General features: G+C 53.9%; 23 protein-coding genes and 1 pseudogene. 16 read left to right on the top strand and 8 right to left on the bottom strand.

Annotated elements, in window-relative coordinates:
* Positions 1 to 57: 57 nt before the first annotated feature.
* The 8 genes from ACRBCU_RS04135 (at position 58) to dtd (ending at position 7,593) form a co-directional block, all read left to right on the top strand.
* On the top strand, positions 58 to 876 hold the full coding sequence (locus ACRBCU_RS04135) for a TerC family protein (RefSeq protein ID WP_431364102.1): 819 nt from the start codon (positions 58 to 60) through the stop codon (positions 874 to 876).
* 205 nt (positions 877 to 1,081) lie between these two features.
* Complete coding sequence (locus ACRBCU_RS04130) at positions 1,082 to 1,978, top strand: 5-bromo-4-chloroindolyl phosphate hydrolysis family protein (protein WP_431364101.1); 897 nt, start codon at positions 1,082 to 1,084, stop codon at positions 1,976 to 1,978.
* Between the two features lie 31 nt (positions 1,979 to 2,009).
* Complete coding sequence (locus ACRBCU_RS04125; protein WP_431364100.1) at positions 2,010 to 3,203, top strand: toxic anion resistance protein; 1,194 nt, start codon at positions 2,010 to 2,012, stop codon at positions 3,201 to 3,203.
* Positions 3,204 to 4,166, top strand: coding sequence for a DUF2927 domain-containing protein (locus ACRBCU_RS04120; RefSeq protein ID WP_431364099.1), 963 nt, complete (start codon positions 3,204 to 3,206; stop codon positions 4,164 to 4,166).
* 39 nt (positions 4,167 to 4,205) lie between these two features.
* Complete coding sequence (locus tag ACRBCU_RS04115; RefSeq protein ID WP_431364098.1) at positions 4,206 to 5,330, top strand: SPFH domain-containing protein; 1,125 nt, start codon at positions 4,206 to 4,208, stop codon at positions 5,328 to 5,330.
* A gap of 48 nt (positions 5,331 to 5,378) precedes the next feature.
* A complete protein-coding gene (locus ACRBCU_RS04110) occupies positions 5,379 to 6,485 on the top strand; it encodes a primosomal protein N' (replication factor Y) - superfamily II helicase (protein ID WP_431364097.1) in 1,107 nt (368 codons plus the stop codon).
* The gene (locus tag ACRBCU_RS04105) at positions 6,482 to 7,159 is read left to right on the top strand and encodes a nitroreductase (protein ID WP_431364096.1); all 678 of its coding nucleotides are present in this window, start codon (positions 6,482 to 6,484) and stop codon (positions 7,157 to 7,159) included. The genes ACRBCU_RS04110 and ACRBCU_RS04105 overlap by 4 nt, the downstream gene beginning before the upstream one ends.
* Complete coding sequence (gene dtd, locus ACRBCU_RS04100; protein ID WP_431364095.1) at positions 7,156 to 7,593, top strand: D-aminoacyl-tRNA deacylase; 438 nt, start codon at positions 7,156 to 7,158, stop codon at positions 7,591 to 7,593. Before ACRBCU_RS04105 ends, dtd begins: the two co-directional genes overlap by 4 nt.
* Positions 7,594 to 7,658: 65 nt before the next feature.
* Here the strand turns inward: dtd and ACRBCU_RS04095 are convergent.
* A pseudogene (locus ACRBCU_RS04095) lies at positions 7,659 to 7,754 on the bottom strand (PhnA domain-containing protein); the annotation flags it as partial.
* Between the two features lie 69 nt (positions 7,755 to 7,823).
* On the opposite strand from ACRBCU_RS04095, the gene ACRBCU_RS04090 reads away from it, so the two are divergent.
* Genes ACRBCU_RS04090 through ACRBCU_RS04075 form a run of 4 tightly spaced genes read left to right on the top strand, consistent with a single transcriptional unit; the run spans position 7,824 to position 10,305 of the window.
* On the top strand, positions 7,824 to 8,774 hold the full coding sequence (locus ACRBCU_RS04090) for an IS1595 family transposase (protein ID WP_431364094.1): 951 nt from the start codon (positions 7,824 to 7,826) through the stop codon (positions 8,772 to 8,774).
* Positions 8,775 to 8,797: 23 nt separating this feature from the next.
* Positions 8,798 to 9,658, top strand: a complete 861-nt coding sequence (locus ACRBCU_RS04085; protein ID WP_431364093.1) for a hypothetical protein — start codon at positions 8,798 to 8,800, stop codon at positions 9,656 to 9,658.
* A complete protein-coding gene (locus ACRBCU_RS04080; RefSeq protein ID WP_431364092.1) occupies positions 9,651 to 10,169 on the top strand; it encodes a type II toxin-antitoxin system VapC family toxin in 519 nt (172 codons plus the stop codon). Before ACRBCU_RS04085 ends, ACRBCU_RS04080 begins: the two co-directional genes overlap by 8 nt.
* Positions 10,162 to 10,305: a hypothetical protein gene (locus ACRBCU_RS04075; protein WP_431364091.1), complete on the top strand. Its 144-nt coding sequence runs from the start codon at positions 10,162 to 10,164 to the stop codon at positions 10,303 to 10,305. The genes ACRBCU_RS04080 and ACRBCU_RS04075 overlap by 8 nt, the downstream gene beginning before the upstream one ends.
* A gap of 49 nt (positions 10,306 to 10,354) precedes the next feature.
* Here the strand turns inward: ACRBCU_RS04075 and ACRBCU_RS04070 are convergent, their stop codons facing one another.
* From ACRBCU_RS04070 to ACRBCU_RS04050, 5 genes are all read right to left on the bottom strand, one after another.
* On the bottom strand, positions 10,355 to 10,792 hold the full coding sequence (locus ACRBCU_RS04070; protein ID WP_431364090.1) for a PhnA domain-containing protein: 438 nt from the start codon (positions 10,790 to 10,792) through the stop codon (positions 10,355 to 10,357).
* Positions 10,789 to 11,979, bottom strand: coding sequence for an HlyD family efflux transporter periplasmic adaptor subunit (locus ACRBCU_RS04065; protein ID WP_431364089.1), 1,191 nt, complete (start codon positions 11,977 to 11,979; stop codon positions 10,789 to 10,791). Before ACRBCU_RS04065 ends, ACRBCU_RS04070 begins: the two co-directional genes overlap by 4 nt.
* Before the next feature lie 3 nt (positions 11,980 to 11,982).
* On the bottom strand, positions 11,983 to 14,163 hold the full coding sequence (locus ACRBCU_RS04060; protein ID WP_431364209.1) for an ATP-binding cassette domain-containing protein: 2,181 nt from the start codon (positions 14,161 to 14,163) through the stop codon (positions 11,983 to 11,985).
* Positions 14,164 to 14,219: 56 nt separating this feature from the next.
* The gene (locus ACRBCU_RS04055; protein ID WP_431364088.1) at positions 14,220 to 15,773 is read right to left on the bottom strand and encodes a TolC family protein; all 1,554 of its coding nucleotides are present in this window, start codon (positions 15,771 to 15,773) and stop codon (positions 14,220 to 14,222) included.
* A gap of 77 nt (positions 15,774 to 15,850) precedes the next feature.
* Positions 15,851 to 18,679: a hypothetical protein gene (locus ACRBCU_RS04050; RefSeq protein WP_431364087.1), complete on the bottom strand. Its 2,829-nt coding sequence runs from the start codon at positions 18,677 to 18,679 to the stop codon at positions 15,851 to 15,853.
* 1,517 nt (positions 18,680 to 20,196) lie between these two features.
* Between ACRBCU_RS04050 and ACRBCU_RS04045 the strand changes: the two genes are divergently transcribed.
* Complete coding sequence (locus tag ACRBCU_RS04045; protein WP_431364086.1) at positions 20,197 to 20,691, top strand: flavin reductase family protein; 495 nt, start codon at positions 20,197 to 20,199, stop codon at positions 20,689 to 20,691.
* A 112-nt stretch (positions 20,692 to 20,803) separates the two neighbouring features.
* Here ACRBCU_RS04045 and ACRBCU_RS04040 read toward each other — a convergent pair whose 3' ends face one another.
* On the bottom strand, positions 20,804 to 21,862 hold the full coding sequence (locus ACRBCU_RS04040) for an ABC transporter ATP-binding protein (RefSeq protein ID WP_431364085.1): 1,059 nt from the start codon (positions 21,860 to 21,862) through the stop codon (positions 20,804 to 20,806).
* Between the two features lie 5 nt (positions 21,863 to 21,867).
* Positions 21,868 to 22,686: an IclR family transcriptional regulator gene (locus ACRBCU_RS04035; RefSeq protein WP_431364084.1), complete on the bottom strand. Its 819-nt coding sequence runs from the start codon at positions 22,684 to 22,686 to the stop codon at positions 21,868 to 21,870.
* Positions 22,687 to 22,900: 214 nt separating this feature from the next.
* On the opposite strand from ACRBCU_RS04035, the gene ACRBCU_RS04030 reads away from it, so the two are divergent.
* The 3 genes from ACRBCU_RS04030 to ACRBCU_RS04020 all read left to right on the top strand — a co-directional run bounded on the left by ACRBCU_RS04030 (position 22,901) and on the right by ACRBCU_RS04020 (position 26,048).
* Entirely contained in the window at positions 22,901 to 24,154 is a 1,254-nt protein-coding gene (locus ACRBCU_RS04030) for an ABC transporter substrate-binding protein (RefSeq protein WP_431364083.1), read from the top strand.
* 116 nt (positions 24,155 to 24,270) lie between these two features.
* Complete coding sequence (locus ACRBCU_RS04025; RefSeq protein ID WP_431364082.1) at positions 24,271 to 25,200, top strand: carbohydrate ABC transporter permease; 930 nt, start codon at positions 24,271 to 24,273, stop codon at positions 25,198 to 25,200.
* A complete protein-coding gene (locus ACRBCU_RS04020; RefSeq protein ID WP_431364081.1) occupies positions 25,200 to 26,048 on the top strand; it encodes a carbohydrate ABC transporter permease in 849 nt (282 codons plus the stop codon). Before ACRBCU_RS04025 ends, ACRBCU_RS04020 begins: the two co-directional genes overlap by 1 nt.
* The last annotated feature ends 1 nt before the right edge of the window (position 26,049 follow it).

Raw genomic sequence — 26,049 nt, 5'->3', positions numbered from 1 at the left:
ATTTTCCGCCCTCTTCGATATAGGGGGCGGAAATAGATCAACTCGGGGGAAACAAACGTGGCTGACCTACTTACACTGGAAAATCTAGGAAACCTGCTGATGCTCTGCTTTTTGCAGGCTGTGCTTGGTTTCGACAACCTTCTCTATATCTCAATCGAAAGCCAACGCGCGCCTGTCGCGCAGCAAAAATCGGTGCGCTATTGGGGCATTATCATTGCCGTTGCGCTGCGCGTTGTATTGCTGTTCGCGATGATCCGATTGATAGACGCGATGGCTGCGCCCTTCTTTATTCTCGACTGGGAAGGTGTGATCACGGGCGGCGTGAACTTTGCCACGCTTGTCTTCATCTTAGGCGGTGTCTTCATCATGTACACAGCGGTGAAAGAAATCGGCCACATGCTGTCGATCGAACATCTTGATACCGACCTTCAGGGCAAAAAGGGCAAATCAGCGGTGCAGGTCATTGCGATGATCGTCACGATGAACCTGATCTTCTCGTTCGATTCCGTACTCTCGGCCCTCGCGATCACAGATGTCTTCCCGATCCTTGCCTTTGCGATCATCCTGTCGGGCCTTGCCATGCTCTTTCTAGCCGATGGTGTGACGCGTTTCCTGGAAGCCAACCGCATGTACGAAGTGCTTGGCCTTTTCATCTTGCTGATCGTTGGCGTTGTGCTCTTGGGCGAAGCGGGTCAGGCGGCCGCGCACGCAATGCATGACGAGTCTTTGGCACTAAAAGTCTTTGGCTACGAAGTGATCCCAATGTCCAAAACAACCTTCTACTTCTCGGTTCTCGTTCTGGTCGCAGTTGAGATCATTCAATCCGGCTATAGCCGCAAATTGAATGCCGAGCGCCGCACAGCTTCGCGTCACTAAAGCGGAAAATCGCGAAAAGGGGGAAATGCGGTTGTATTTCCCCCGCTTCACACTGGTTTTTCTGCGCAAGCGAGCACATAGTTAACTAAAGACAAGCCGCATCGGGGGATGCCATGACCGGAACAGGTCTTCAAAAATTCGCGTATATCGCTTTGATCGTGCTGCTCTTCGGGGTCAGCTCTGGCTGGCTTGGGGGGCTTTAAGCATGGCTCAGAAGTTTGGTGGCAAATATAGCCCGGATGGCACCGTTGACACATCTCATGACGCACCGGCGCGCAATTCCTTTGATGGCGCAAATCCCGATGCGGCAGGCGCGCGGTCCAACGTTTTGTTCACGCCTGCAATTGTGTTGGTTGCGACAACCTTTTCCGATGGCGCGATCCCGCTTGCTTTGGGGCTTGTAGGCGCTGGCGCAATGCTGCTTGCGGCTTGGCTTTTGCGCGCGGGACTGCGCGCCGAAGCCGAATATAACGCACGCAAAGTTGCCCGCCGACCCGCACTGCCGCGCAAAACAATCTCGTCCGTGCTCACCGGAATAGGCGCGGCCCTCGCCGTCATCGCGCATGCAGACAGCTTTCAAATCTTGTCCCCAGTGATTTTCGGCCTTGCAGGCGCGGGCCTGCATCTGGCGGCCTTTGGGATCGACCCGCTCAAAAACAAAGGTATGGAAGGCATCGACACGTTCCAACAGGATCGCGTCAGCCGCGTTGTGGATGAAGGCGAAAACCACCTCACCGCGATGTCCGATGCGATTATGCGTGCAGGTGATCGCGGTATGGAAAAGCGGGTAGAGCAGTTCCAACGCACCGCCCGCGAGCTTTTCCGCACAGTCGAAGAAGATCCCCGCGATCTGACCGCTGCGCGCAAATACATGGGCGTTTATCTGCGCGGCGCTAAGGATGCGACTGTGAAGTTTGCAGATATTTACGCCCGTACAGGCGATGCGCAAGCGCGCAACGACTACGCCGCGCTGCTGGATGATCTGGAGCAAGGCTTTTCCGCCCGTACTCGCAAAATGCTGCTGGATGATCGCAGCGATCTAAATGTTGAAATTGAAGTGCTGCGCGATCGTTTGCAGCGCGAGGGCGTCAAGCTGTCTTGACCTGCCCGTTCTAACCTCGGAGTTAACGAATATGTCCTCTACAATCCAAGCCAAAGCGCAAGAAACGCTCTCCCTTGTGGAAGAAGTCAACGCAGTTGTTCTTGCAGAACCGACCGACGCAAACGCGGTTGTGCCACTGGCCGAAGCCGATGCCCCCGTCAGCGCGGAAATCACCAAGCGCATGGGCGAAATCAACATGGATGATACCAATTCCATCGTTTCTTTCGGCTCAGGCGCGCAAGCCGAGTTGCAGGTGATTAGCCAAGCAATGCTGGCAGATGTGCGCAACAAAGACGTCGGCCCTGCTGGCGATTCCCTGCGCAATATCGTCACCACAATTCGCGGCTTTTCTGTTTCCGAGCTTGATGTGCGCCGCAAGCGCAGCTGGTGGGAAAAGCTGATCGGTCGCGCAGCGCCTTTCGCAAAGTTCACCGCCAAGTTCGAAACCGTCCAAGGCCAGATCGACAAGGTGACAGAAGACCTGCTTGGCCACGAGCATACGCTTTTGAAAGATATCAAATCGCTCGATATTCTCTACGACAAAACTTTGGCGTTCTATGATGAACTTGCCCTCTACATCGCGGCGGGTGAAGAGAAAATCCGCTTGCTGGACGCAGAGGATATTCCCGCGAAAGAAGCCGAAGTGCAAGCCGCGCCTGAGGGTGATCAAGTGATGAAAGCGCAAGAATTGCGCGATCTTCGCGCCGCGCGCGATGATCTTGAGCGCCGCGTTCATGATCTCAAACTCACACGCCAAGTAACGATGCAATCGCTCCCATCAATCCGTCTCGTCCAGGAGAACGACAAATCGCTGGTTACAAAGATCAACTCGACCTTGGTCAACACCGTGCCGCTTTGGGAAACCCAGCTGGCCCAAGCCGTCACTATTCAGCGCTCCGCCGAAGCGGCGGTTGCTGTGCGCGCTGCGAATGATCTAACGAACGAGTTGCTGACTTCCAACGCAGCCAACCTACGCGAGAGCAACAAAATGATCCGCACCGAAATGGAGCGCGGCGTGTTTGATATCGAAGCCGTCAAACAGGCGAATGCGGATCTGATCGGCACAATCGAGGAAAGCCTCGCTATCGCAGACGAAGGCAAAGCCATGCGCGCCGCAGCTGAAGAAGAGCTGAAAAAGATGGAAAGCGATCTGCGTGATACCCTGTCTGCGGCAAAAGCCAAGGCAACCGGCACAGGCGACAACATCGCAACGGCAGCTGGTTAAGTGAGAGCATTGCGGCGCATAAATCACATCTCGGCTTTGCTCGGCGCTGTCGCGCTCGCAGGCTGTGTGAGTGCGCCGCCCCCCCCGAGTGGGCCTGTGGCTTCGCCGCGTCCGATAGCCAAACCGGTGATGCAAGCTGCGCCAGCGAAACCTCAGTCCGAGGCCAGCTTAGCACTCGCAACCTATTATCGCCGCGTGCAGGCTGATCTTCTGGTCCAAGGTTTGCTGCGCACCGATGGTGGCGGCCCCGACACGCCCTACACGGACACGATGCTTGCTCGCAACTTCGAGCGGATTGCCTTTTTCGACGAATACTCTGGCAGCGATCTGAGCGCCGGAAATGGACGCGCTGGACGGCTCAAACGCTGGAACGGGCCTGTGCGGTTTAATGTCGAATTCGGCTCCAACATCAGCAGCGCGCAACAACAACGACTGCGCGCCAATGTGGCAAGCTATGCAGCGCGCTTGTCTCGCTCAACCGCTCATCCGATCGGTGTTAGCCCATCGAGCGCAAATTTCCACGTTCTGTTCATGGGCGAAGATGATCGCGACTTGGTGCAGAGCCGCGTTCGCGCACTGGTGCCACGTATTGATCCCTCTGCGCTGCGCATTTTTGCAAACTTACCGCGCTCGATACATTGTCTTGTCGTCGCGTTTTCTGGCGGCAGCAACGCTTATGGCTACTCCCAAGCTGTTGCGCTTATCCGTTCAGAACATCCTGATCTGATGATGCGATCATGCATCCACGAAGAACTCGCGCAGGGCCTTGGCCTTGCCAATGATAGCCCCGCCGCGCGCCCGTCGATCTTTAATGATGACGATGAATTCGCGCTGCTCACCACGCACGACGCGCATTTGCTCGGCATGCTCTACGATCCACGCTTGCAGACAGGCATGTCCCTCGAAGCGGCCCGCCCGATCATCCGCCAGATCGCGGCAGAGCGCTTGGGCGCGGGCTCATGAACACCACACGACACACATATCTAATGAAGGACTAATCCCATGGGTATTTTCGATTTTCTAACCGGCGAATTTATCGACGTCATTCATTGGACGGACGATACACGCGATACGATGGTTTGGCGGTTCGAGCGCGAAGATCACGAGATCAAGTATGGTGCCAAGCTTACCGTGCGCGAAGGTCAAGCGGCTGTTTTCATTCACGAAGGTCAGCTCGCGGATGTCTTCACCCCCGGTCTTTACATGCTTGAGACCAACAATATGCCCATCATGACGACCCTGAACCACTGGGATCACGGGTTTCAAAGCCCGTTCAAATCCGAGATTTATTTCGTCAACACCACGCGCTTTAGCGATCTAAAATGGGGCACCAAAAACCCGATCATCGCGCGCGATCCTGAATTTGGCCCTGTTCGCCTGCGCGCCTTTGGCACGTACAGCGTCAAAGTCTCTGACCCTGCGCGGTTCTTGACCGAGATTGTCGGCACAGATGGCGAATTCACCATGGATGAAATCAGCTATCAAATCCGTAATATCATCGTGCAGGAGTTTTCGCGCACGGTATCGCGCTCTGGCATTCCTGTGCTTGATATGGCGGCGAACACACGCGACCTCGGACAACTCGTTGCGAAAGAGATCGAAGCGCAGCTTGCTGAATATGGTCTTTCACTGCCTGAGCTATACATCGAGAACATCTCGCTGCCAGCTGCGGTTGAAAAGGTATTGGATAAACGCTCCAGCATGGGCGTGATTGGCGATCTCAACGAATACATGCAATTCCAAGCCGCCGAAGCCTTGGGGCGCGATGGTGGCGGCGCGGCCGCAATCCAGGCGGGTATGGGCGCAGGTTTGGGCATGCAAATCGCGCAAGGCATGGCCGCTCAAGCAGGTCCTTGGGGCGCGCGCCCTGCTGCCGTATCGCCAGCGCCCGTGGCGGCAACGCCTCCCCCACCTCCTGTCGAGCACGTTTGGCACATTGCCAAGAACGGCGAAACCACTGGTCCGTTTTCTAAGGCAAAGATGGGCCGAATGGCGCGCTCAGGCGATTTGACCCGCGACAGTCTTGTCTGGACCGCAGGGCAAGATGGCTGGAAACCTGCCAATGAGGTTATGGAACTGGCGCAGCTCTTCACAATCTTGCCCCCGCCCCCGCCACCTGCGGGCTAACCGCCTCCTTCCTCTCTCCTAAAATATCCCCGCCGGAGGCTCCTACACATGCCAGAAGCGCACGTGGCTGAATTTCAAGAACATCGCTTTCCTTGCGATCAATGCGGCGCGGACTATCGCTTTGATCCTTTGCAAACTCAGCTAGTCTGCGATCATTGTGGGCACTCTGCGGCGATTGAAGGCGCGGGTCGTCGCGCGCAATCGATCCGTGAACTGGATTTTGAGAAAGCCCTCAATGCACAACTGCCGGAAGCAGAGATCGAAGAAACACGGGTTCTGTCTTGCCCAAACTGCGCCGCTCAGATCGAAATGGGTAGCGCAGATCACGCAGCAGAATGCCCCTTCTGCGCTACGCCCGTGGTCACTGGAACAGGAACCCACCGCCATATCAAACCCAAAGCGGTTCTGCCGTTCGCGCTAGATGAACGCACCGCGCGCCGCGCTATGGGGGACTGGCTCGGACGGCTGTGGTTTGCGCCCTCTGGTTTGCAGGACTACGCCCGCAAAGGGCGCAAGATGCAGGGCATCTATGTTCCTTATTGGACCTTCGATGCAGATACGAAATCGCGATATTCGGGTGAGCGCGGGACAATCTATCACGAAACGCGAACTGTCATGCGTGATGGCAAACGTCAGAAAATCACGGTCTCCAAAGTTCGCTGGCGCGCGGCTTCAGGCCGTGTTGCGCGCTTCTTTGACGATGTATTGGTGCTTGCCTCGACGTCGCTGCCCAAGCGTTACACTGACGCGCTTGAACCATGGGATTTGTCAGGGCTCGAACCCTACAGCCCGGAATTTCTCGCAGGGATGAGAGCGGAAGGTTACACAATTGAGCTACAGGGCGGTTTTGCCGAAGCGCGCCACTATATGGATCGCGTCATTGAACGGGACGTCAAATTTGACATTGGCGGGGATCGCCAGCGGGTTCACCAAGTCGCAACAGATATCAATGATGTGACGTTCAAACACATCCTTTTGCCCGTATGGCTCGCGGCCTATAAATATCGCGGCAAAAGCTATCGGTTCGTTGTTAACGGCTCAACAGGGCGCGTTCAGGGCGAGCGGCCCTACTCTGCATGGAAAATCACCTTGGCTATCATATGCGGCCTGCTTCTTGCGGCGGCCGTAGGATACAGCGTGGCGATGTCCCAATGACGCAGTTTGAAACACTTAACTCACTTCTGAAAAACCGCCATTCATGCCGTGCCTTTCACGACGCGCCCGTGCCGCGTGAACAGATCGAGCAAATCATCTCAACTGCTGGCCGCGTTCCGTCGTGGTGCAATGCACAGCCTTGGCAGGTCGTTGTCACCGATAAAGCCCAAACCAAGGTATTTCATGAGGCTCTCGCCCTGCATATGCAGACCGAAAGTCCCGCCCCGGACATACCCTTTCCAAGCAGCTACTCGGGCGCGCATCAAGCGCGACGCCGCGAATGCGGTTTTCAGCTTTATGACGCTGTGGGGATTGAAAAGGGCGATCGCGTGGCCTCTGGCAAGCAAATGATGGAGAATTTCAACTTCTTCGGTGCGCCTCATGTTGCGCTTGTTACCTCGGGCGCGGAACTTGGCCCTTATGGAGCGATGGATTGCGGCGGCTTCATAACGGCATTCACCCTTGCCGCAGAGGCGCTCGGCATTGCCAGTATCCCGCAGGCTGCGATTGCGTCCTACGCGCCTTTGGTGCGCAGTCATTTTGGCATTGGCGAGGATCGCATTCTTCTTTGCGCTTTATCGTTTGGCTATGCAAATACAGACCATCCCGCAAACAGCTTTCGCACAAACCGTGCAGAGCTAAGTGAAATCTTCGAGTGGCGAGGCGAGCAATGAAGGCGGTCGTGCAAAGGGTCTCACATGCGCGTGTAACGGTAGATTCTGAAATCATTGGTCAGATCGATCAAGGCGTCCTGATCCTCGTCTGCGCCATGGATGGAGATAGCGAAGCGCAAGCTGACCAGCTTGCCAGCAAAATTTCCAAACTTCGCATCTTCAAGGATGCGGATGGCAAGATGAACCATTCTTTAAAGGACACTTCGGGTTCTGCTCTGGTGGTTAGCCAATTCACCCTTGCGGGTGATACCTCTCGGGGCAACAGACCCGGCTTTTCCCGCGCCGCGGCTCCGGATCAAGGAGAGGCGCTTTATAAGCATTTTGTTAACGCGTTAAAAGCGCTCGACGTTCCTGTCCAAACCGGGCGATTTGGCGCGGATATGGCTGTAGAGTTGCTCAACGACGGGCCTGTCACGATCCTCTACGATATCTAAAGGGGGCTTTCTTGCGAGGCTCTGCCTCGCGCTCCGAGATATTTAGAGACCAAAGAAGAAATCGCTTAGCTTTTCTTAACGAACTCGGTCAGGATCACAATGCGTTGACCCTCGACCCGCCCTTCAATTTGGCCTGCGTTGTCATGGACCAAGGAAATGTTGGGCGATTGTATATTTGACAAACCCAACTGAGTTTCGTATATTCTTCTCATAGAGTTAGAGGAAGCGAAATGTCCGTTCTGTCCAAAGCACATATGTACGATGAAGCCGCAGCGTTTAAGCACGTTGAAGGTATGCTTTGGGCAGACGGTCCAGTTTGCCCACACTGTGGCAACTGCGATAAAATCTATGAACTCAAAGGCGTTCGCTCCAAGCCTTCTAAGAAGAACCCCGAAGGCGTTGAGCGTCACGGCCTCAAGAAGTGTGCGGAATGCCGCAAGCAATTCACTGTTCGCATCGGCACAATCTTTGAGGAAAGCCACATTCCGCTGCACAAGTGGCTTCAAGCCATTCACCTGATGGTGTCCAGCAAGAAAGGCGTAAGCAGCCACCAGCTACACCGCGTTCTGGAAATCACCTATAAAAGCGCATGGTTCATGTCTCACCGTATTCGTGAGGCGATGCGTTCGGATGGTGGCCCTATGTTCGGTTCTGGTGGCGGAGTTGTCGAAGTTGACGAAACATTCATCGGTAACAAGCACAAGAAAGCAGAAGGCGCGCGTGGATACGCTCACAAGAACGCCATGCTGTCCCTTGTGGATCGCACGACAGGTCAATCCAAGTCTTTCGTGGTCAAGGACGTGACAAAAGCAACTCTGGTGCCGATCCTAAAGGCGAACATTGCGAAAGAAGCGACTGTCTACACAGACGAAGCCAAGCAATACACGGGCATCGGCAAGCACTTCGCAGATCACGATTTTACGACACACAGCAAGGGCGAATATGGCCGTGGCGTTGTACACACAAACACGATTGAGGGCTACTTCAGTATCTTCAAGCGCGGCATGAAGGGCGTTTATCAGCATTGCGGTAAACAACATCTTCATCGTTATGCGGCAGAGTTTGAATTTCGTTACAACAACCGCATCGCCAACGGCGTGGACGATTTAGGCCGTGCAAATGTCGCATTGATGGGCATTGTAGGTAAACGGATACTGTACAGGGACTCATTGGAAGCCTAGAATCTGGAGCGGAGGCACAAGATTTGGCAAAGCCGATCAAAATTGTTGTGAAGGGAACTGAAACTGCTGGAGATGACTCTCCAACGGTAGAAGACCTTTTGTCTCAAGTTCAAGACCAAGTTGACATCTTGAAGGAGGTTGAGGGTGCCATAGCTGGCGATACAGGATCTGAATTGGTCTGGCGTGTCACCAACGTCACAAAGAACTCTCCTATCAGCTTTGAAATTACGCCCTTCCCTAAGACGCATGGCATGAATATTGACAATCGGGCAGTAGAGGTTGTTGCGGCTACCGCAGGAGGCCTTGCAAGTATTGCTAGTGGTGGTGGCCGTCCGCTGCACTTCACAGATAAGGTATTGAAAAAAATAAATGGCTTTAGCAAGCGCGTTACAAACGGTTTGAGTGGAACAGAAATTGACTTTTCTGGCTATGACGATGCAAGGAATTTTGAAATAACCCCGCGCACTGCGAGCCAAACCATTGCCGAAATTGAAAAGATCGTAAGGCCTGCTACTAAGCCGTATCGCGAAATCGGCAGCATCGAGGGTTATGTTAAAGCCGTTGGTCGTGACGGTTTCGGCAGGCCTGTTGTTACGATAACAACACGGCTTGATAGGCAAGATGTTAAGTGCATCTCTAGTGATGCAGGATTAGACAAGATTGGCCACCTAGAGGTTGGTAAGGTTATCAAAGGCTTGAGGATAAAATTGCATGGGCTATTGCTTTACAAGGCTCCTTCGGTCCTCGACCATATAGAAGTTGAAAGAACTGAAATATTCCCAGACGAAGATAAGCTACCGAGCATTTTGGATTTAATTGATCCTGAATTTACAGGTGGAAAACTCTCTGTTGATTACATCCGTGAGGGCAGAGATTATGGCTAAACGGATTAGAATATATTGGGATGCTTGCACTTGGCTGGCAATCGTAAACGAAGAGCGCGCGGTTCCTCAAGGCGGGGGCAAGCCGCCAGAAAATCGTTTTTCAATGTGTCAAAACATCATCGAAAGAGCGGAAAATGATGAGTTTGAAATTGTCGTATCCGCGTTTACACTCGCGGAAGTTTGCAAAAGTAAAACTGCGACAACAGAAAACCCCTCTAAACTTCCAGCATTCTTAGACCATGACTACATTCTGGTCGTTCCCGTTGACAAGGATGTAGCCCTGAAGGCTCAAACCCTTCAGACCTCTGGCCTGTTTGGCCTCAAGCCCGCCGACGCAGTGCACATAGCGTCAGCGCAAAGAGCAAACGTGACCGAAATTCATAGCTTCGATGGTGACTTTTTGAGCTTGGACGGTCAAATTGCAGCCAACAATGGCAATGCAATAAAGATTTGTAAGCCCGGTGAAGGCACTCAGCTTGGGGGGCTTTTTGAAAGTGGTGATAATGACTGACAAAACCCAACGCGAACGCTTTGAAGAAGCCGCGCGCGAACTTGAGTGCGACGACGACGACACGCGCTTTGACGCTGCACTCAAGAAGATCGCAAAGGCTGGCAAGAAGCCCGACGACGACAAAAAAGACGACTGATCGGGCTATGCTCGGAGGTCAGATAAACCAGTTGTCATTGCTGGGTTTGTCAAATATACAATCGCCAAATGTTGCGCACCGCAGTGCCGCGCTTGGCGGTAAAGCCAGCGCCTTTGACCGGCAAATCCTTTATGAGAACAACCGTATCCCCAGCGGCTAAGACAGCGCCGTTGCTATCGAGATGGACAAGGTCTGGCTCTGGGACGTTACGAGCAGCACTGAGAAGATCAGGCTCCAGATAAGCAATATCCATCAGATCACGCGCCCAAGGCGCATGGTTAAGATGTGCAAGCACTCGGTAAGCCGCTACCTGCGTTGCGCCGTCTGGGCTCCAGATCGCCTCATGCAGACATTGCCAATGGGGCGCATCCTCTACAGGTGGGAGCAAGCCAGCCTCGCAGGTGTCGCATAAAGGCGCTAAGAGCGATGCACCTTCCAAGGCAACTTCGCTCACCTTGGACGGGGTTGAGCACAGCGCGCAATTCATCGCTCGCGCAGTGCTTCTTTTGATTTGTAGAGCGGCTTGAGCAAATACTGGAGCACTGTCTTCTGACCTGTATGCAGCTCGACGCTGGCTTGCATGCCAGGGCGAATTTCGATGTCTACCTGACGATCCGTTAGGCTATTCATATCCACCTTTAGCGACACCTTATAGTGCGGATCCCCATCCGCAGCGCGGGCGCGTTCGTCTTTGAAAGTGTCAGCGGAAATGAAATCCACGCGCGCTTTGAGCGTGCCATAGATCGTATAGTCATAGGCGCTCAGCTTGATCGTCGCTTCTTGGCCGCGGCGAATATTGGCGATGTTTTCCGGCTTCACACGCGCTTCAACAAAGAGTTCTTCATCAAGCGGGATGATCTGCAAAATCTCTTCACCGGGGCGCACAACACCGCCAATCGTTGTCACGGACAAATTGTTCACGACGCCGCGCATCGGGCTGACAAGGATCGTGCGCTGCAACTGGTCCGTGCTGGCTTTCATGTTTTGCTTCAGCGTCGCGAGTTCTTTGAGAACATCGGAAAACTCCTGCGCGCGCTCTAGCTCGGTATGGGTGACGACCTCATCGAACTTGATCTGCGCATCCGCTTGAGCTTTGCGCGCGCGTGTGACCTCAATCAACGAGACGATCTCGCGCTTGAGCATCTTTTCCATCAAGCCCAGCTCTTTGTTCGCTTGGTTTAACACGCGCTGCGCACCATCACGGCGCGACACAAAGTCAGACTGACGTGCGCGCAACAGCGCTTTTTCAGAGGCAACCATGCCCGGCGCGCGCGAGGCCAAATTTGCAGGAATGTTGAAATCAAACTGCCCGGCAAGTTCCGCTTCAAGGCGCAAGCGGCGCACTTCAAAACCTGTGATCTGCTCGGCCAGATCGTCTACAGACGATTGAAACTGAGTGCCATGAAGGCGTGCAAGCACATCGCCTTTCATCACTTCATCACCCTCTTTCACCTGCAATTCCGCGAGAATGCCACCTTCGAGGTTCTGAATGATTTGCGGACGCGAGGAAGAAATGAACGAGCCATCGGCGCGCACGATTTCATCAATCCAGGCAAAAGCAGCCCAAACGATAAACAGCCAAACGCTGCCAGCGCAGAGCCAAATCATCAGGCTCGGCCCCTTCATCCGCTCATTCATCTGGGCTGTTAGATTGGTCATATTTGCAGCGCTCATACCCTAGCCCCCATTCGTGCCGTTGGCGCGATTGCTGTCGCTTTTGCTGTTGAGATGCGCAAGCACCTGATCACGTGGACCATCAACCGCCATGCGGCCGTTTTGTAGGATCAAAGTGCGCTCGGTCAGTTTCAGGATCGGAACGCGGTGCGTTGCGATAACTGCGGTGCGCCCTTGCAGCCATGCTTCAAGGCGGCTGACCAAAGTGGTCTCCAGCGTTTGATCAAGCGCAGCAGTCGGTTCATCCAGCAGACAAATCGCAGGGTCTTGCAACCAAAGGCGCGCCCAACCAATAGATTGTCGCTGACCGATCGACAGACCAGCGCCGCCATCCATGATTTGAAGATCAAGCCCGCGCGGATGGGTTTTGATGAATTGCCCAAGACCCGCGAAATCAAGCGCTTGCATCAGACGGTCATCGTCGCGCTCAAGCATGTTGAGATTAAGATTGTCGCGCAGTGAGCCAGAAAATAGACGCACGTCTTGGCCCAGATACCCAATGAGACGACGCAAATCGCGCGGCTCGATCTGGTTCATATCCGTGCCATCAATCAGCACGCGGCCAGAGGTCGGCGCGTAAAGGCCAGAGAGGATTTTCAACAGCGTCGACTTGCCTGATCCATTCGCGCCAAGCACGGCAACTGATTGTCCTGCATTGAGCGCAATGCCAGACACATCCAAGGTCGGCGCGCCGTCTTCGTCATAGCGGAACATCACATCGCGCAGCTCAAAACGCCCCTCGAGGCGTTCACGGCGCAAATATGTCCGACCCTCTTCTGCGTCTTGCGGTGCATCGGCAATCCCATCAAGCCCATCAAGCGCGGTTTTGACGTTGCCCCAACGGGCCATAGTGCCTGCAAGCTGCGTTAGCGGCGCAAGCGTGCGGGAGGTCAAAATACCCGTGGCAATGATAGAGCCAACGGTGAATTCACCCGCGAACACGAGATAAGCACCAGCAACCACTGCGCTCACATAGGTCGCTTGCTGAACGCCTTGTGACCAGAACGTCAGATTGGATGACAAACGGCGCTGCTCAGATGATTTCATCGCTGAAAGTGTTGTGAGTTCCTGCCACATCCGGCGCACACGATCTTCGGCGCGCTGGGTTTTAACCGTGTCCAGTTCAAACAAGGCTTCCTGCAACAAACGCGAAGCTTTGGCAGAGGCACCTTGCGTTTCTTCGGTGATGCGCATCATCTTTTTTTGCAAAAAGTAGCTCGGCAGCACCATCAAGATACCGCCAATGACCAAAACCCAAACCACGTTCCCTGCGATAGAGGCGACAAGGAACAGGAACACAAAGATGAAGGGAATATCTGTAAGCGTACCAACGGTCGAGGCGGTGAAAAACTCCCGAACCGACCCGAATTCCCGCATGGATGAAAAGAGCTGGCTCGGTGAGCGCCCTTTCAGGTCAGAGCGCATACCAAGAATGCGGTCCATAAGCGTGGTCAGAACTTCTAGCTCAATCGCGCGCCCTGCCCCATCCAACAAACGCGCACGCGCGATTTTCAGGAAAGCTTCCATGATCAGCGCAATCGCCGCACCGCCCGCAAGCACCCAAAGCGTGGCTTCGGATTGATGTGGGATAACGCGGTCATAGACCTGTAAAGAAAACAGCGCGACAGCGACTGCCAAGAGGTTGGCCACAAAGGAGCCAAGGATCACCTCGCCAAAGTGACGCGAGAACTTGGGGAAATGGCTCCAGAACCAGTGTTCCTTCAGCTTGGCTGTTTTATGCGCGTCGCTGATTTGCTCAAGCGGCGCTTCGGCTTTGATAATCGTGCCAGAAAAATAGGGGCTGAATTCTTCGTAAGGCACCTGCGCGCGGCTATCGCTGCACGTGGGGTCATAAAGGATCAGATCGCCGCGGCTTTGGCTTAGGACGAGCAAATACTGACCGTTGGTCATCTGCGCGATCGCAGGCCACAGATCAGGCGTCATTTCAGTGACTCGACCTGTTTCAACCGTCAGACCAGTTGCGCCGAGCGCTTTCGCGTAGCCCTCTGCATCCAAAACATCGCCGCTGTTTGTGCAGGCGGCGACGGTTTCAAGCAGATCGGACGAGACCGCCTGCGTTCCCAAAAGGGACGCATAAAGCTTGATCAGATCCGCGCGCGATTTCGTCTTTTCGCTATACCGCGGCGGGTCTTTCTTTTGCGGTTCTGCCGCAACTCCAGAGATCGCACCGAGAACCGCCTTGCCACCTTGTATGATCGTTGGGATCGGTGAGCTTTTGGTCAAATCTCTGCTCCGCTGGCAAGAAGGCCCATCTCATTCGCGATCTCAAGCTTGATCCGCGCGGCTTTGAACCGAAGGTCCGCAGCGCTTTGCTGTTGACGCGCATAGGTCTCATAGACGCCGACCACATCCATAACCTGACGCGTTCCTGCTTTATATTGCGCTTGGAACAGATCGAGGTTTTTCTTGGACTGGCTGGTAAGGTTGCGTGCTTCGACCTTTTGACGCTCAGCGCCCTTTAGCTTGGCCTCAAGTGCGCGCAAACGGCGATTGCTGTCTTCGCGTGCCTGCGCCACGAGACGCTGCGCGCCCTCTTTTGTTGCTTCGATCGCTTTGAGCGACGCGCCCGTCCCGAGGTTCAACAGCGAGTCTGTGGTCACGTTCAAACCAAGCGAGTTTCCTGACGTGCCTGTCGAACCCGTTGCTTTTAGACCCGGAAGATGGCCCGCACGATCCATCGTTGCTTCAGCAACGGCGCGCTCTTTTTCCGCCTCTGCTAACAAAATTGGCAAAGGCTTGGAGCCAAGACCATTCACATTGAAATCCGGCAAGCCGCGCACATCTTGCAACGGACGCACGGACATCGCGTTCAGCTCTGCCATTGCGGCATTACGCGCTTCGTTGTTGCTGGCCATTTCACTTCGGATTTCCGCCAGCTTTTGGCGCAGCACCACAAGGTCAGAACGATCAGACACACCGCCGCGCACACGCTCGGACATGATGTATTCGAAATGGCTCATATCATTGAACGCTTTGGTGCTGAGATCAGATTTCTCCGCAGCCTTTTGTGCGTTTAGGTAAAGATCGAGCGCCGTGAACACGCGCTGGTTTGTATCAATCGACAGATTAACAGCCGCGACTTCGACATCCGCCTTTGCGTAGGCGCGCTCGGCTTTTTTGCGACCATTGTCAAAGAGCACCTGCTCAACAATCAGGTTTGCCACCAGATCACCAAGAGAGGACAGCGAGATTGATGGACCGATAGAAGGAAGCCAGTTTTTGGAAGCCGCTACGGCGCGCAAACGCGCTGCACGCAGCTCTGATTCTGCGGCGCGCGAATTGGCGGCAAGCACGCTGTCGGCGACTTGATCATATGCGCTGCTGTTTGGCAGGATTGAGCGGCGAGATTGCAGCCCAGAGATAATGACGCTTTCGGCACTTTCTTTCGTGCGAGCCTCATATTCCTTTTGCGCGGCGCGTTCTTCCTTGCTCAGCGCAGCATCGGCCGTTTTAGGTTTGAACAACGCTGCAAACTTTGCACCGCCCGCGTTTTGCGTTGTGCTCTCGTCAGCGTCCGCGTCTTTGTTTTTGAACAAGCCCTTAAAAGGATTGCTTGCGGTCTGCTCTTCGCCTGCGACTTCGCTATCGGCGGTATTTGCCTTCTTAAACAGCGAAAATCCCTGCCCCTCCTCTTTGGGTTGGGCAAGGTTGGCTTCATCACTTTTGAAGCGCGAAACAAACGGTATGTCTTCTTCAATCGAACTCATGCAGCCGGAGAGCGCAAAAGAAAGCCCCGCGATCAACAGTCCCGATTGTATGTTAGTGCCCTTCATCAACCCCAAACCTCACCTGCAAACATTTCACCTTTTTTGCTGAGAGCGCGGCCACGAAAGGCCGCGCTCTCAGATCGTCACGTTAGGTATGTGACCTTGGTGATTTCGTCTTCGATGTGGATCGTTGCATCGCCTAGCTCGTAAACATTGTAGTCTACACCACCCTCGGTGATCGTGCCGGTCTTTGACGCACCGGTGATATCAACCACATCGTCACCACCACCGCGAATAGCAACAGTATTCGTGTTGCCCGACAGCGCCATGATGTCGGCCTCTGTCAGCGTTAGCTCGGTGTTGTCCATGATGCTAAGCTCGATGGTTTCGATGTTGTAGTCACCCAAGTTGTCATTGCTCACGTCGCGCTCAGGTGAGCCATCGTTCAGAACAATATAGGTGCCAGCGCTGTTTCCTGCATCATCCGTTTCGGTGATGATCAGGCTTTGGCCATCAGACAATTCGTTGTCGACCTGATAGACAGTCTCAGTTGGGTCAAACGGATTGACCGCCGAGTCAAAACCAGCGCCTTCAGTCAAATCTACGACAGAGCCGTCTGCATTAACTTGCGTGAGACCAACAGTTTCAGGAGATGTTTCCATCTCGAAGCGGCTATAGCTCTGAGTTCCAGAACCATCCACGCTCGCAGAATACCCTGTAATGTCAGAAGTCTCAGGTACACGCGTGTCAATGTCGATGCTACGCTGGATAGATTGCTCGTTACCAACCGAGTCCGTCCCCGTCACCGTGTAGATGAGTGAATCGTCATAGTCGGTCGGGATACCGCTTTCTGGAATATACGCACTCCAGTCGCCTGTTGCCGGGTCGACCGTCGCGAAGTAGTTCCGACCGTTGAAGTTGACCACAACTTCGGGTGTCCCATTAACATCCGACCAGTCACTCTCCATTGTGCCTGTTAGCGTCACACCACCGTCTGCATCATCAAGACCCAGATGTTGGTCTACACCTAGCGCAGGACGGTTAGACACAGTCAGATCAGTCACTTCGGTATCGACACGCACATCCATAAATGCGCGATCTTCATTGCCCGCTGCGTCTTTGGAAACCGCAGATACGTTATAGGTGTGAGTGCCCATTTCGTATGTGTTTGGTTCGAAAGAAACCGACCAATCGCCAGTCTGCGGATCAACCGTAGCGTAGCGAGTGAAGTTGTTCATGGTAACGGCAACTTCAGTCGTACCTGGCTCGGAGGTTCCAGTCAGTACAAGATCGTTGGTGCCGCCCTGTGCTTCAATGCCGCTCAGGACATGATCGTTGCCGACGGAAATTTCTTCGCCTGAAACAACCCCGTTTATGTCGACTTCGGCAAGGGTATCGACTTCGATCGTGTCATGGACAACAACCGAAGGGTTTCCGAAATCGTCGATCGACGTAAAGGTCACGGGTACAGAATATCCATCAACCCCGCTTAGACCACCGATTTCCGCTTGGGTGAATTGAACCGCCCAAAGACCGTCCGCGCCGATGATACCTTCACGGAACGCGCCATTTCCAAGCTCGACCCGATAGCTTGCGCCAGCCTCACCCCTTCCGCTTACATCAACCATCCCATCGGACGTCATGTCTGCGTTGTTGACAACATAGCCAACCGAACCAGTGCCTACAGTCGGCGTAATCTCTGGGGCGATTGTGTCGATCGCCATAATCTCGTTACGCGTATAGCTATTGCCGAAACCATCGGTCGTGACAATTTCAACATCCGCATTGCGATCGCCTGCGATGATTTCGGTACTTTCAAAATTAACCGACCAATTTCCGTTTTCATCCACAACAGTCGAATGAGTAGTCCCGTCGATTGTCACATCAATGAACGCGCCTGCTTCGCCTGTGCCCGCGACTTCGATCGTACCCGTCGCATAAAGTGCAGCGTTAACTGAATCGCCCGCAGACAAGGTGCCCTCGTTCGCGTCGACATCAGGGGGTGTCGTGTCGATAACAACGGTTTGACCAACAAGGTTCGTCGTTGTGCCATCTTCTTCAACGACAGTCACCATGGTATCGTAAGAGCCATCGACCGGGAAATCATCCCCGTCAAATGTTCCACTCCACGTTCCATCCTCGCCAGCAATTACGGTCACGACCTCTTCACCGATGGTGATGGTCACTTCGGACCCCGGCTCCGCGGTTCCTGTCACAGTGATGGACTTGTCGTCTTCTTCCAGATCGTCGCCGCCATAGCTGTCGCTGCGGCCTGTGCCGTCGACGGTAGGTGGATTGCGCGGATCAACTGGGTCGACAGGATCAGTCGGATCTTCTGGATCGGTTGGAGGTTCTGGATCGCTTGGCTCTTCCGGATCGGTTGGCTCAACAGGATCCGGCGTTGGCGTTTCCGCCTCCTCTGACCCTTCCGCGCCGCCACCAGACGCCAATAGAGCAGCTGCACCTGCACCAGCCGCAAGAGCACCCGCTCCGATACCGCCGCCGCCAAGCAGGCCAGCGCCGCCCAACAAGCCGGCACCAAGCATGGATACGTCTTGATCGCCATCAACGCCATTTGCCGCGATGAGGTTCGGATCGTCCACAAAGATCAGATCGTCGTCAGGGCTCCACTTGCCCCACTCGGCCGTGGTTCCGTATTGAGCAAACAGTGCGCCATCTGCGCCCTCGATAAAGCTCACTTCGTTCAGCGTGCCGCCAGAGCTTATAAACAGCCGGTTCGGATTTTGCCCGCTTACAAAGTATCCATCAAGAACGATGACCCGCCCATCGGCGAGTACGATCTCTAGGTTATTTCCTTGTCTGCTATAAGACTGCATATCGCCAGGCTGAAGGTTCAAAGAGAACTCTACACCTGATCCCATGTTGACAACTGTTTCAGCGGCATCCGCTGCTACGGTTCCACGTTCAACAGTACCCATACCTCGACGGGCAACGAAATCTATCGCTTTCATGACCTTTACCGCTCTTTACCTCGGGCCACCTCTTCTGGGTGTGCCTTTTTTCAATATGCCCAATTGCTAACAATATTCCGCCTCATTTCATAGGGGAAATCTGAGTTGATTCGCTCAAGAGCCAAGTGAGTCAAGCATTTGTTGCTACTTTCGCACTGGATTTAGGCCTAATAATCAAGCAAATCCGCTAAGTTGGCGCATCAGAGCCACTAGATATGGTGGCGTGGCGGAATTACATCAAATTGTGAGTTTCAAACCCCAAAAGCCGCCAAACGCACAAAATCGAATGCCAAGCGAGCCTCGAAGCAATCCCCAAGTCGGTGCATATTGCCACCCCCAGAGCCACCGGCAGCGCGCACGCAAACCACCTCATTGCAACTTATAAATGCAACAAGCCCTTGAAATTGATGCCATAGACAGGAAACGCACAAGCGACGCCATAGTAATAATCCGTGCCGTACAGGTGTTCTGAAATCCCGAAGCCAATGAGAGCACACAACAGCAAGAGTGAGCCTCACATCAACGCGGGGCCAGCGCTGCGTTCGGACACGCAGGCAGTAAAACAGCCGAAACCGAGAAGAGCTTTAACTTGCCATCCACTCCAACTCCGAACCGTTGCCCACAGCCCCAGCCTTGCCCCTTCTCAACGCTGACTACCTTTCATGCCAAGGGGCGATTTATGTAAAGCAACAGCCACCCCAATAAGGCACCGACAACTCGATGCGTCGCTTCGCTACTTATGGTGAAAGCCAACCCCATCCGATCGATGCTTAAAATACTGACTATCGGAATAAGTAGGTTTACCGCGCCCTTACTTCCATCAACCCCACGTACTTGATCGAAACAATCACTCGAGCAATACAAAAGTTAAATTCAACTTGAAAATCAAAATATTACCAACGCATCTTAAAGTTATACATTAACTTTAATCGCATATCCAAGCTGCGTCTTTTGGTTCGAGTCCTATCAAGAAACAACGCTAAGTCAAAGCGACGCAGAGCAAACGCGCCACAGAGAAATGCACCCCTCAAAGTCACATGAACATTAAGCAGTAATCTATTGCTACGACTATACTATTTAACTCAACCGCTGCATGACATGATCCAAGAAAGCACGATTGCCAGAAAAACATGCCTTCACGCTCAAAAGGTAAATTAGTCCTACATGATAGGTTAAAGCGACCCTGCGCCTCTTCGGTCCACGCACAAGAACAGAGGTGGAAACACGGCACCTCGCATTGGTTTTCATCAGTCGCTTTCACATCACACCCAACAGCGATCTCTCGCCCAAATTGACGAACGCTGCGCAGAATGAAGTGGACGAATCGCCCGCCATCATTGCATGGCTTCTCGAGCAATAAAAATGATCTAACTTGTTTAAGGAACAGACTCTCTTGATCGTATCGTCGAGCCCTTTGACGCAATCAGAACTGCGCCCCGCCTATGAACTTGGGCGCAGGGCCATTCTGTCACGCGCAACTGCGACGCCCCTCAAACAAAATAGAATTGCGTTTTCATATGAGTGATAGTTTTGAACCCAACGAGAGCAACCAGCGCGCGCTTCGCGATGCGTTAGGGCAGTTTGGAACGGGGATCACCGTCATTACCTGTGATAGCGCATTTGGCCCTTTGGGGATCACTGCGAATAGCTTTGCGTCTGTCTCGCTCGATCCCGCTTTGGTGCTTTGGTCGCCTGCAAAGGTGTCGCGCCGTTATGAAGCCTTTGCTCAGGCACAGAATTTTGCGGTTCATATCCTGTCGCAAAAACAGAGTGATATTTGCCAAGGCTTCTCAAAAGATGCCGAAGCGTTTGAGGGCTTTGACTGGCGCGCAAACGAACATCGCGTGCCGTTGATTTCGGGGTCTCTAGCGTGTTTCGAATGCACGCAAGAAGCCGTTCACGACGCTGGAGATCATTCAATCGTCATTGGGCGCGTAGCGCGCGTGACAACTCAAGCCGGAAAACCACTAATGTTCCATTCTGGAAAGTACGGGCGCTTTGTGGCCGATTGATCGGCAATTTTTGACCGAAAAATACAAGCGCCACATCAAGAGATTTCAGAAATAGGTACGTCAGGCAGCGCCACTTTTGAACGTGGACTAGCTATTTGAGCGCGCAGGCCGCTTAGCGAAGGCGCATCTCGCTGAGTGCATCAAAGACATATGCGCGCGTATGCGCAAAGCTCACGCCAACCACGTCCCCAGCACGTGATCGCTCATCGCCGCGCTCTTCGACGACCAAACGCTCGCCAGTGTGTGCTTGCAAATAGGCGTAGGACACGCCGCCGAGGCTTTCTGTCATATCGACCTTGAAGGACGTGCCGTTGGGATCAATTGTTAGATGCTCAGGCCGGATACCAAAACTCACCTTGGTTCCCGCGTTGCCGCCCACACCTGTTGATATATCTTCTTGGAGTGCCGGCACATTGACTGAGCCCCCTTCCCCCAAGGTGCCCTCCAAAAAGTTCATGGCAGGCGATCCGATGAAACCGGCAACAAATTTGTTATCAGGATCGCGATATAGCTCCATGGGGCTACCCACTTGCTCGATCTTGCCCAAGCGCAGCACGACGATCTTGTCCGCAAGCGTCATCGCTTCGACCTGATCATGCGTTACATAGATCATCGTCGCGCCGATTTCCTTGTGAAGGCGGGCGATCTCGACGCGCATCTCAACGCGCAGTTCAGCATCTAGGTTCGACAGGGGTTCGTCGAACAAGAACACCTCTGGCCCGCGCACAATCGCGCGGCCAATGGAAACACGTTGACGCTGCCCCCCGGACAAAGCGGCGGGTTTGCGGTCCAAATACTCTTCCAACTTCAGAATGCGCGTTGCTTCAGCGACCTTTTCTTTGATCTCGGCCTTGGGATGGCCGTTCATCTTGAGGCCAAATCCCATGTTATCGCGCACTGTCATATGTGGATAAAGCGCGTAGGTCTGAAACACCATTGCCACGCCGCGCTGGGATGGATCTTCGCGCGTCACATCGCGCGCACCGATGTTGATCTGGCCTTCCGTCGTTTCCTCAAGACCTGCAACCATGCGCAACAAGGTAGATTTGCCACAGCCAGAAGGGCCAACGAAAACGCAAAATTCACCATCCTTGATCTCCAGATCAATCCCATGGATGACCTGTACCTCACCATATTTCTTGATGACCTTGTTCAGCGTCACTTCAGACATAAGTCCTACCCCTTTGGCGTCTCGTCAGGTTGCATGTTTAGTTGATCTGGAAAATGCCAACTCTGCGCGTCGTGGGCGATGGCACGTGCCGCTTGTTGGATACCAGGCACCAGTGCCTCAAGCGCATCCAAGTTGGTTCGCTGCGTCGAGCTGGTCACGGAAAGAGCCCCGAGCACCCGCCCTCGTGCAGACAAGATCGGCAGCGCAACGCAAATAATGCTTGGCTCATGTTCTTCGCGATCAAAGCCGTATCCTTTTGCTCGGATGTCGCTCAATTCCGCGCGCAGGTCTTCTTCGTTCGCAAGGGTATGTTCCGTGAACACATGGAAGCTTTGCTGCGCGATGACGCCCGCAAGGTGATCTTCCTCCAGATAGGCCATCATCGCCTTTCCGACACCTGTGCAATAGGCGGGCCCCACTTTGCCCGACCGGGAAAACATCTCAATCGGTTTATCGGGGACAATTTTGTCGACATAGAGGACTTGCGCATGATCGAGCTGCGCAAGGTGGACGGTTTCCCCCACATTGCGTGCCAAGGCATCAATATGCGGGCGCGCGATTGGAGCCAAAGAAGACTGCTGCCAAGCGGAATGAGCAAGGCGCACCAATCGTATGCCAGGTGCATAGGTTTGGCGATCAGGGTCGTAACTCAGCATCCCTTGCGACGTGAGCGTTTGCACAAAACGGTAAACTGTTGCTTTGGGAAACTCTGCCCGCTCTAGCACATCGGAAAAACGAACGGGCCGTCCAAAAGACGCGACAAGATCAAGAATATCCAGCGCCTTACCAACCGTTCCATCGCTTTTCCCACGATCCAGAGCCATTGCATCAAACCTCCCAGAAAATGCAATTTTGCGCGCTTTCTTCGCTGCGCCGCCGCATGTCTTGCGTATTGACAAGCCTAACTGAGTCGCGATTTAGTATCAATATCCAAAACCAAGTTTCAAATAATGGAACTTACATCTGGAACTACGAAGAATGGGGCAGCACGGAAACCTGCGCCCTGTTTGACATAGGAAAGCATCTAGGGAGGAAACCATGCGTTCCATTATTAAGGCGTCCGTTGCGACGCTTGCTGCCTCAACTGCATTGGCGGGCACTGCATTCGCAGCTGATCTGACCGGCGAGTTGAACATCACATCTGACATGTCCAACCCTGCGCCGCGCGCGGTGATGGAAGGTCTGGCTGCAAAATTCGACGAAATGCACCCGAACCTGACGGTGAACCTCACGGTTGTTGACCGCGAAGCGTGGAAAACACAGATCCGCAACTCGCTCAGCGCCAATGCGCCTGACGTTGTGAACTGGTATGCGGCAAACCGCATGGGCCCATATGTCTCTGCTGGCCTGTTCGAAGATGTCTCTGACGTTTGGGCCGATCCTGCGCTTGCAAGCCTCGCCTCCACCAAAGGCGCGATGACCATCGACGGCAAACAGTGGGGCGTTCCATACACGTATTACCAGTGGGGCATCTACTACCGCGAAGACATCTTCAAAGAGCTGGGCCTTTCAGAGCCAGCGACGTTCGATGAAGAAATGGCGAACTGCGCGAAGATCATCGACTCTGGTCGCAAGTGCTACACAATCGGTTCCAAGTATCTTTGGACCGCTGGCGGCTGGTTCGACTACATGAACATGCGCACCAACGGCTTTGACTTTCACATGGAGCTGGCGCAAGGCAACGTTGCTTGGACAGATGACCGCGTTCGCGAGACATTCGCAAACTGGCGCAAGCTGATCGACATGGGCGCGTTTGTGGACGATCACCAGACGTATTCATGGCAGGAAGCTCTGCCCTTCATGGCCAAAGGCGAAGCAACGGCGTACCTGATGGGTAACTTTGCAGTTGCGCCTCTGCGTGAAGCGGGCCTGACAGACGATCAACTGGGCTTCTATCAGTTCCCACTGATCGCGGACGTACCACAGGGTGAGGACGCGCCAACAGACACGTTCCACATCCCATCCGGCGCGAGCAACAAAGAAGCCGCGCGCGAATTCCTGAAATTCGTGACATCTGCGGACGTTCAGTCTGAGATCAACGGCGGCGACAAGCTTGGCCAGCTTCCTGTGAACTCCGGTTCAACAGTGGCGGACGACAAGTTCATCGGCAAAGGCTTCAACATGCTGTCCAACAACGCAAAGGGCGGCGTCGCGCAGTTCTTTGACCGTGATTTCCCTGCGGAAATGGCGTCGGCTGGCATGGAAGGTCTGCAAGAATTCATGGTGTTCCCAGACAATCTGGACGACATCCTTGCACGTCTCGAAGATGTACGCGCACGCGTTTATAAATAAGCCCTAGCGCTTATCTTTGGCCCTTCGCTTTCATGGGGAGGGCCATCCCCAACCGCCTATCCGCAAGCCCTTGACCCAAGCGCTTTCGAATACGCGCCCCGCAGGAGATGCCTGATATGTCTGCCCCCGCTTCGTCCAATCGCAGTTGGTACAAACGTAATGAGATCAGTGTGACCCCGTGGCTTTTTCTGATCCCCGGCATCCTGTTCTTTGCGGTCTATGTGATCATCCCGATTTTCCAGAGTTTCTGGATCAGCTTCCATGAATGGGATGGTCTAGGCGAAAAGACTTATGTGGGCACAGCGCATTACGAACGCCTGCTCGGGCTTGGCGATCAGAAGATGGATCGCAAGTTTGAAGTCTCTTTCTGGAACAACCTCAAATGGCTCGCGCTTTACTTGCTGGCCATCCCTATGGGGTTATTCATCGCGCTGTTCCTCAATCAAACCGTGCGCGGCATTCGCATCTATAAGTCCTTGTTCTTCTTCCCTTTCGTGATCTCACAAGTGGTCGTCGGTCTTGTTTTCTCTTGGTTCTACCTGCCCCGCGAAGGGCTGCTGAATGCCGTTTTAGGCTTCTTCAATCTTGGCACGGTGAACATCCTTGGCGATCCTGACCTTGCCACCTATGGCATCATCGCTGCGGGTCTTTGGCCGCAAACGGCCTATTGCATGATCCTTTATCTGACGGGGCTCAACGCGGTTGACCCTGAACAGGTCGAAGCCGCGCGTCTTGATGGGGCGAAGGGTTGGAAAATGCTCTGGTACGTGATCCTGCCGCAACTCAAGCCTGCGACCTTCATCGCCTTTGTTGTGACAATCATCGGTGCGCTGCGCTCCTTCGATCTGATTTCGATCATGACCAACGGTGGACCCTTCGGCTCAACCCGCGTTCTTAGCTTTTACATGTTCGAAGAAAGCCTCTCTGAATTTGGCTTCCGCATGGGCTATGGCTCGGCGATTGCAACGGTGCTCTTCTTCATCATGCTCGGCTTTATCGTTTACTTCCTCTACTCCATGTGGCGCGACGAGAAGGAGGCACGCTGATGTTTCCCACACCTATTGAAAAACAATCGCGCTCTTGGCAGCTGACCTATCAAGGCTTGCTTCCTGTTGCGCTGGTCATGTGGCTCTTGCCACTTATCGCGGTCGCGGTCTTCTCGATCCGGCCCGATTCAGACTTCACCAATGGCAACTATTGGGGCGTGCCGAGTTCGTTCGATTTCTTCGAAAACTACGGCAAAGTCTTCTTTGAGAGCGACATGCCACGCTATCTGCTGAACTCGGTTATGATCACGATCCCGACCGTGCTTGGCACCATCGCGCTCTCTGCGATGACGGGTTTCGCCCTGGGCATTTACAAATTCAAAGGCAATCTGCTGATCTTCTTCATGTTCATTGCAGGTAACTTTGTGCCATTCCAAATCCTCATGGTTCCCGTGCGTGACCTGACGGTAAACATGAACCTTTATGACACAAAAACCGGTCTGATCCTGTTCCACATCGCTTTTCAAACAGGCTTCTGCACCCTCTTCATGCGCAACTTCATCCGCGCGCTGCCTTTCCCGCTGATCGAAGCGGCCCGCGTTGAAGGCGTGCGCGAATGGCAGATTTTCCTCTATGTGGTCCTGCCGCTGATGAAGCCTGCCCTTGCAGCGCTCGCGGTGCTGATCTTCACCTTTATCTGGAACGATTATTTCTGGGCGGTTGTCTTGACCCAAGGCCCTGATGCGCAGCCTGTGACCGCTGGCATCACTGCCTTTAACTCTCAATATCGCGCGGCGTATCATTTGATGAGCGCTGGCTCTATCGTCGCGGCTCTTCCCCCTGTTTTGATGTTCTTCTTGATGCAGAAGCACTTCATCGCGGGCCTAACCTTGGGCGCTGTTAAGTAAG

The organism is Planktotalea sp. (assembly GCF_050633725.1).
Classification (GTDB): Bacteria; Pseudomonadota; Alphaproteobacteria; order Rhodobacterales; family Rhodobacteraceae; genus Planktotalea.
This window is presented reverse-complemented; position numbering and strand designations above follow the sequence as displayed.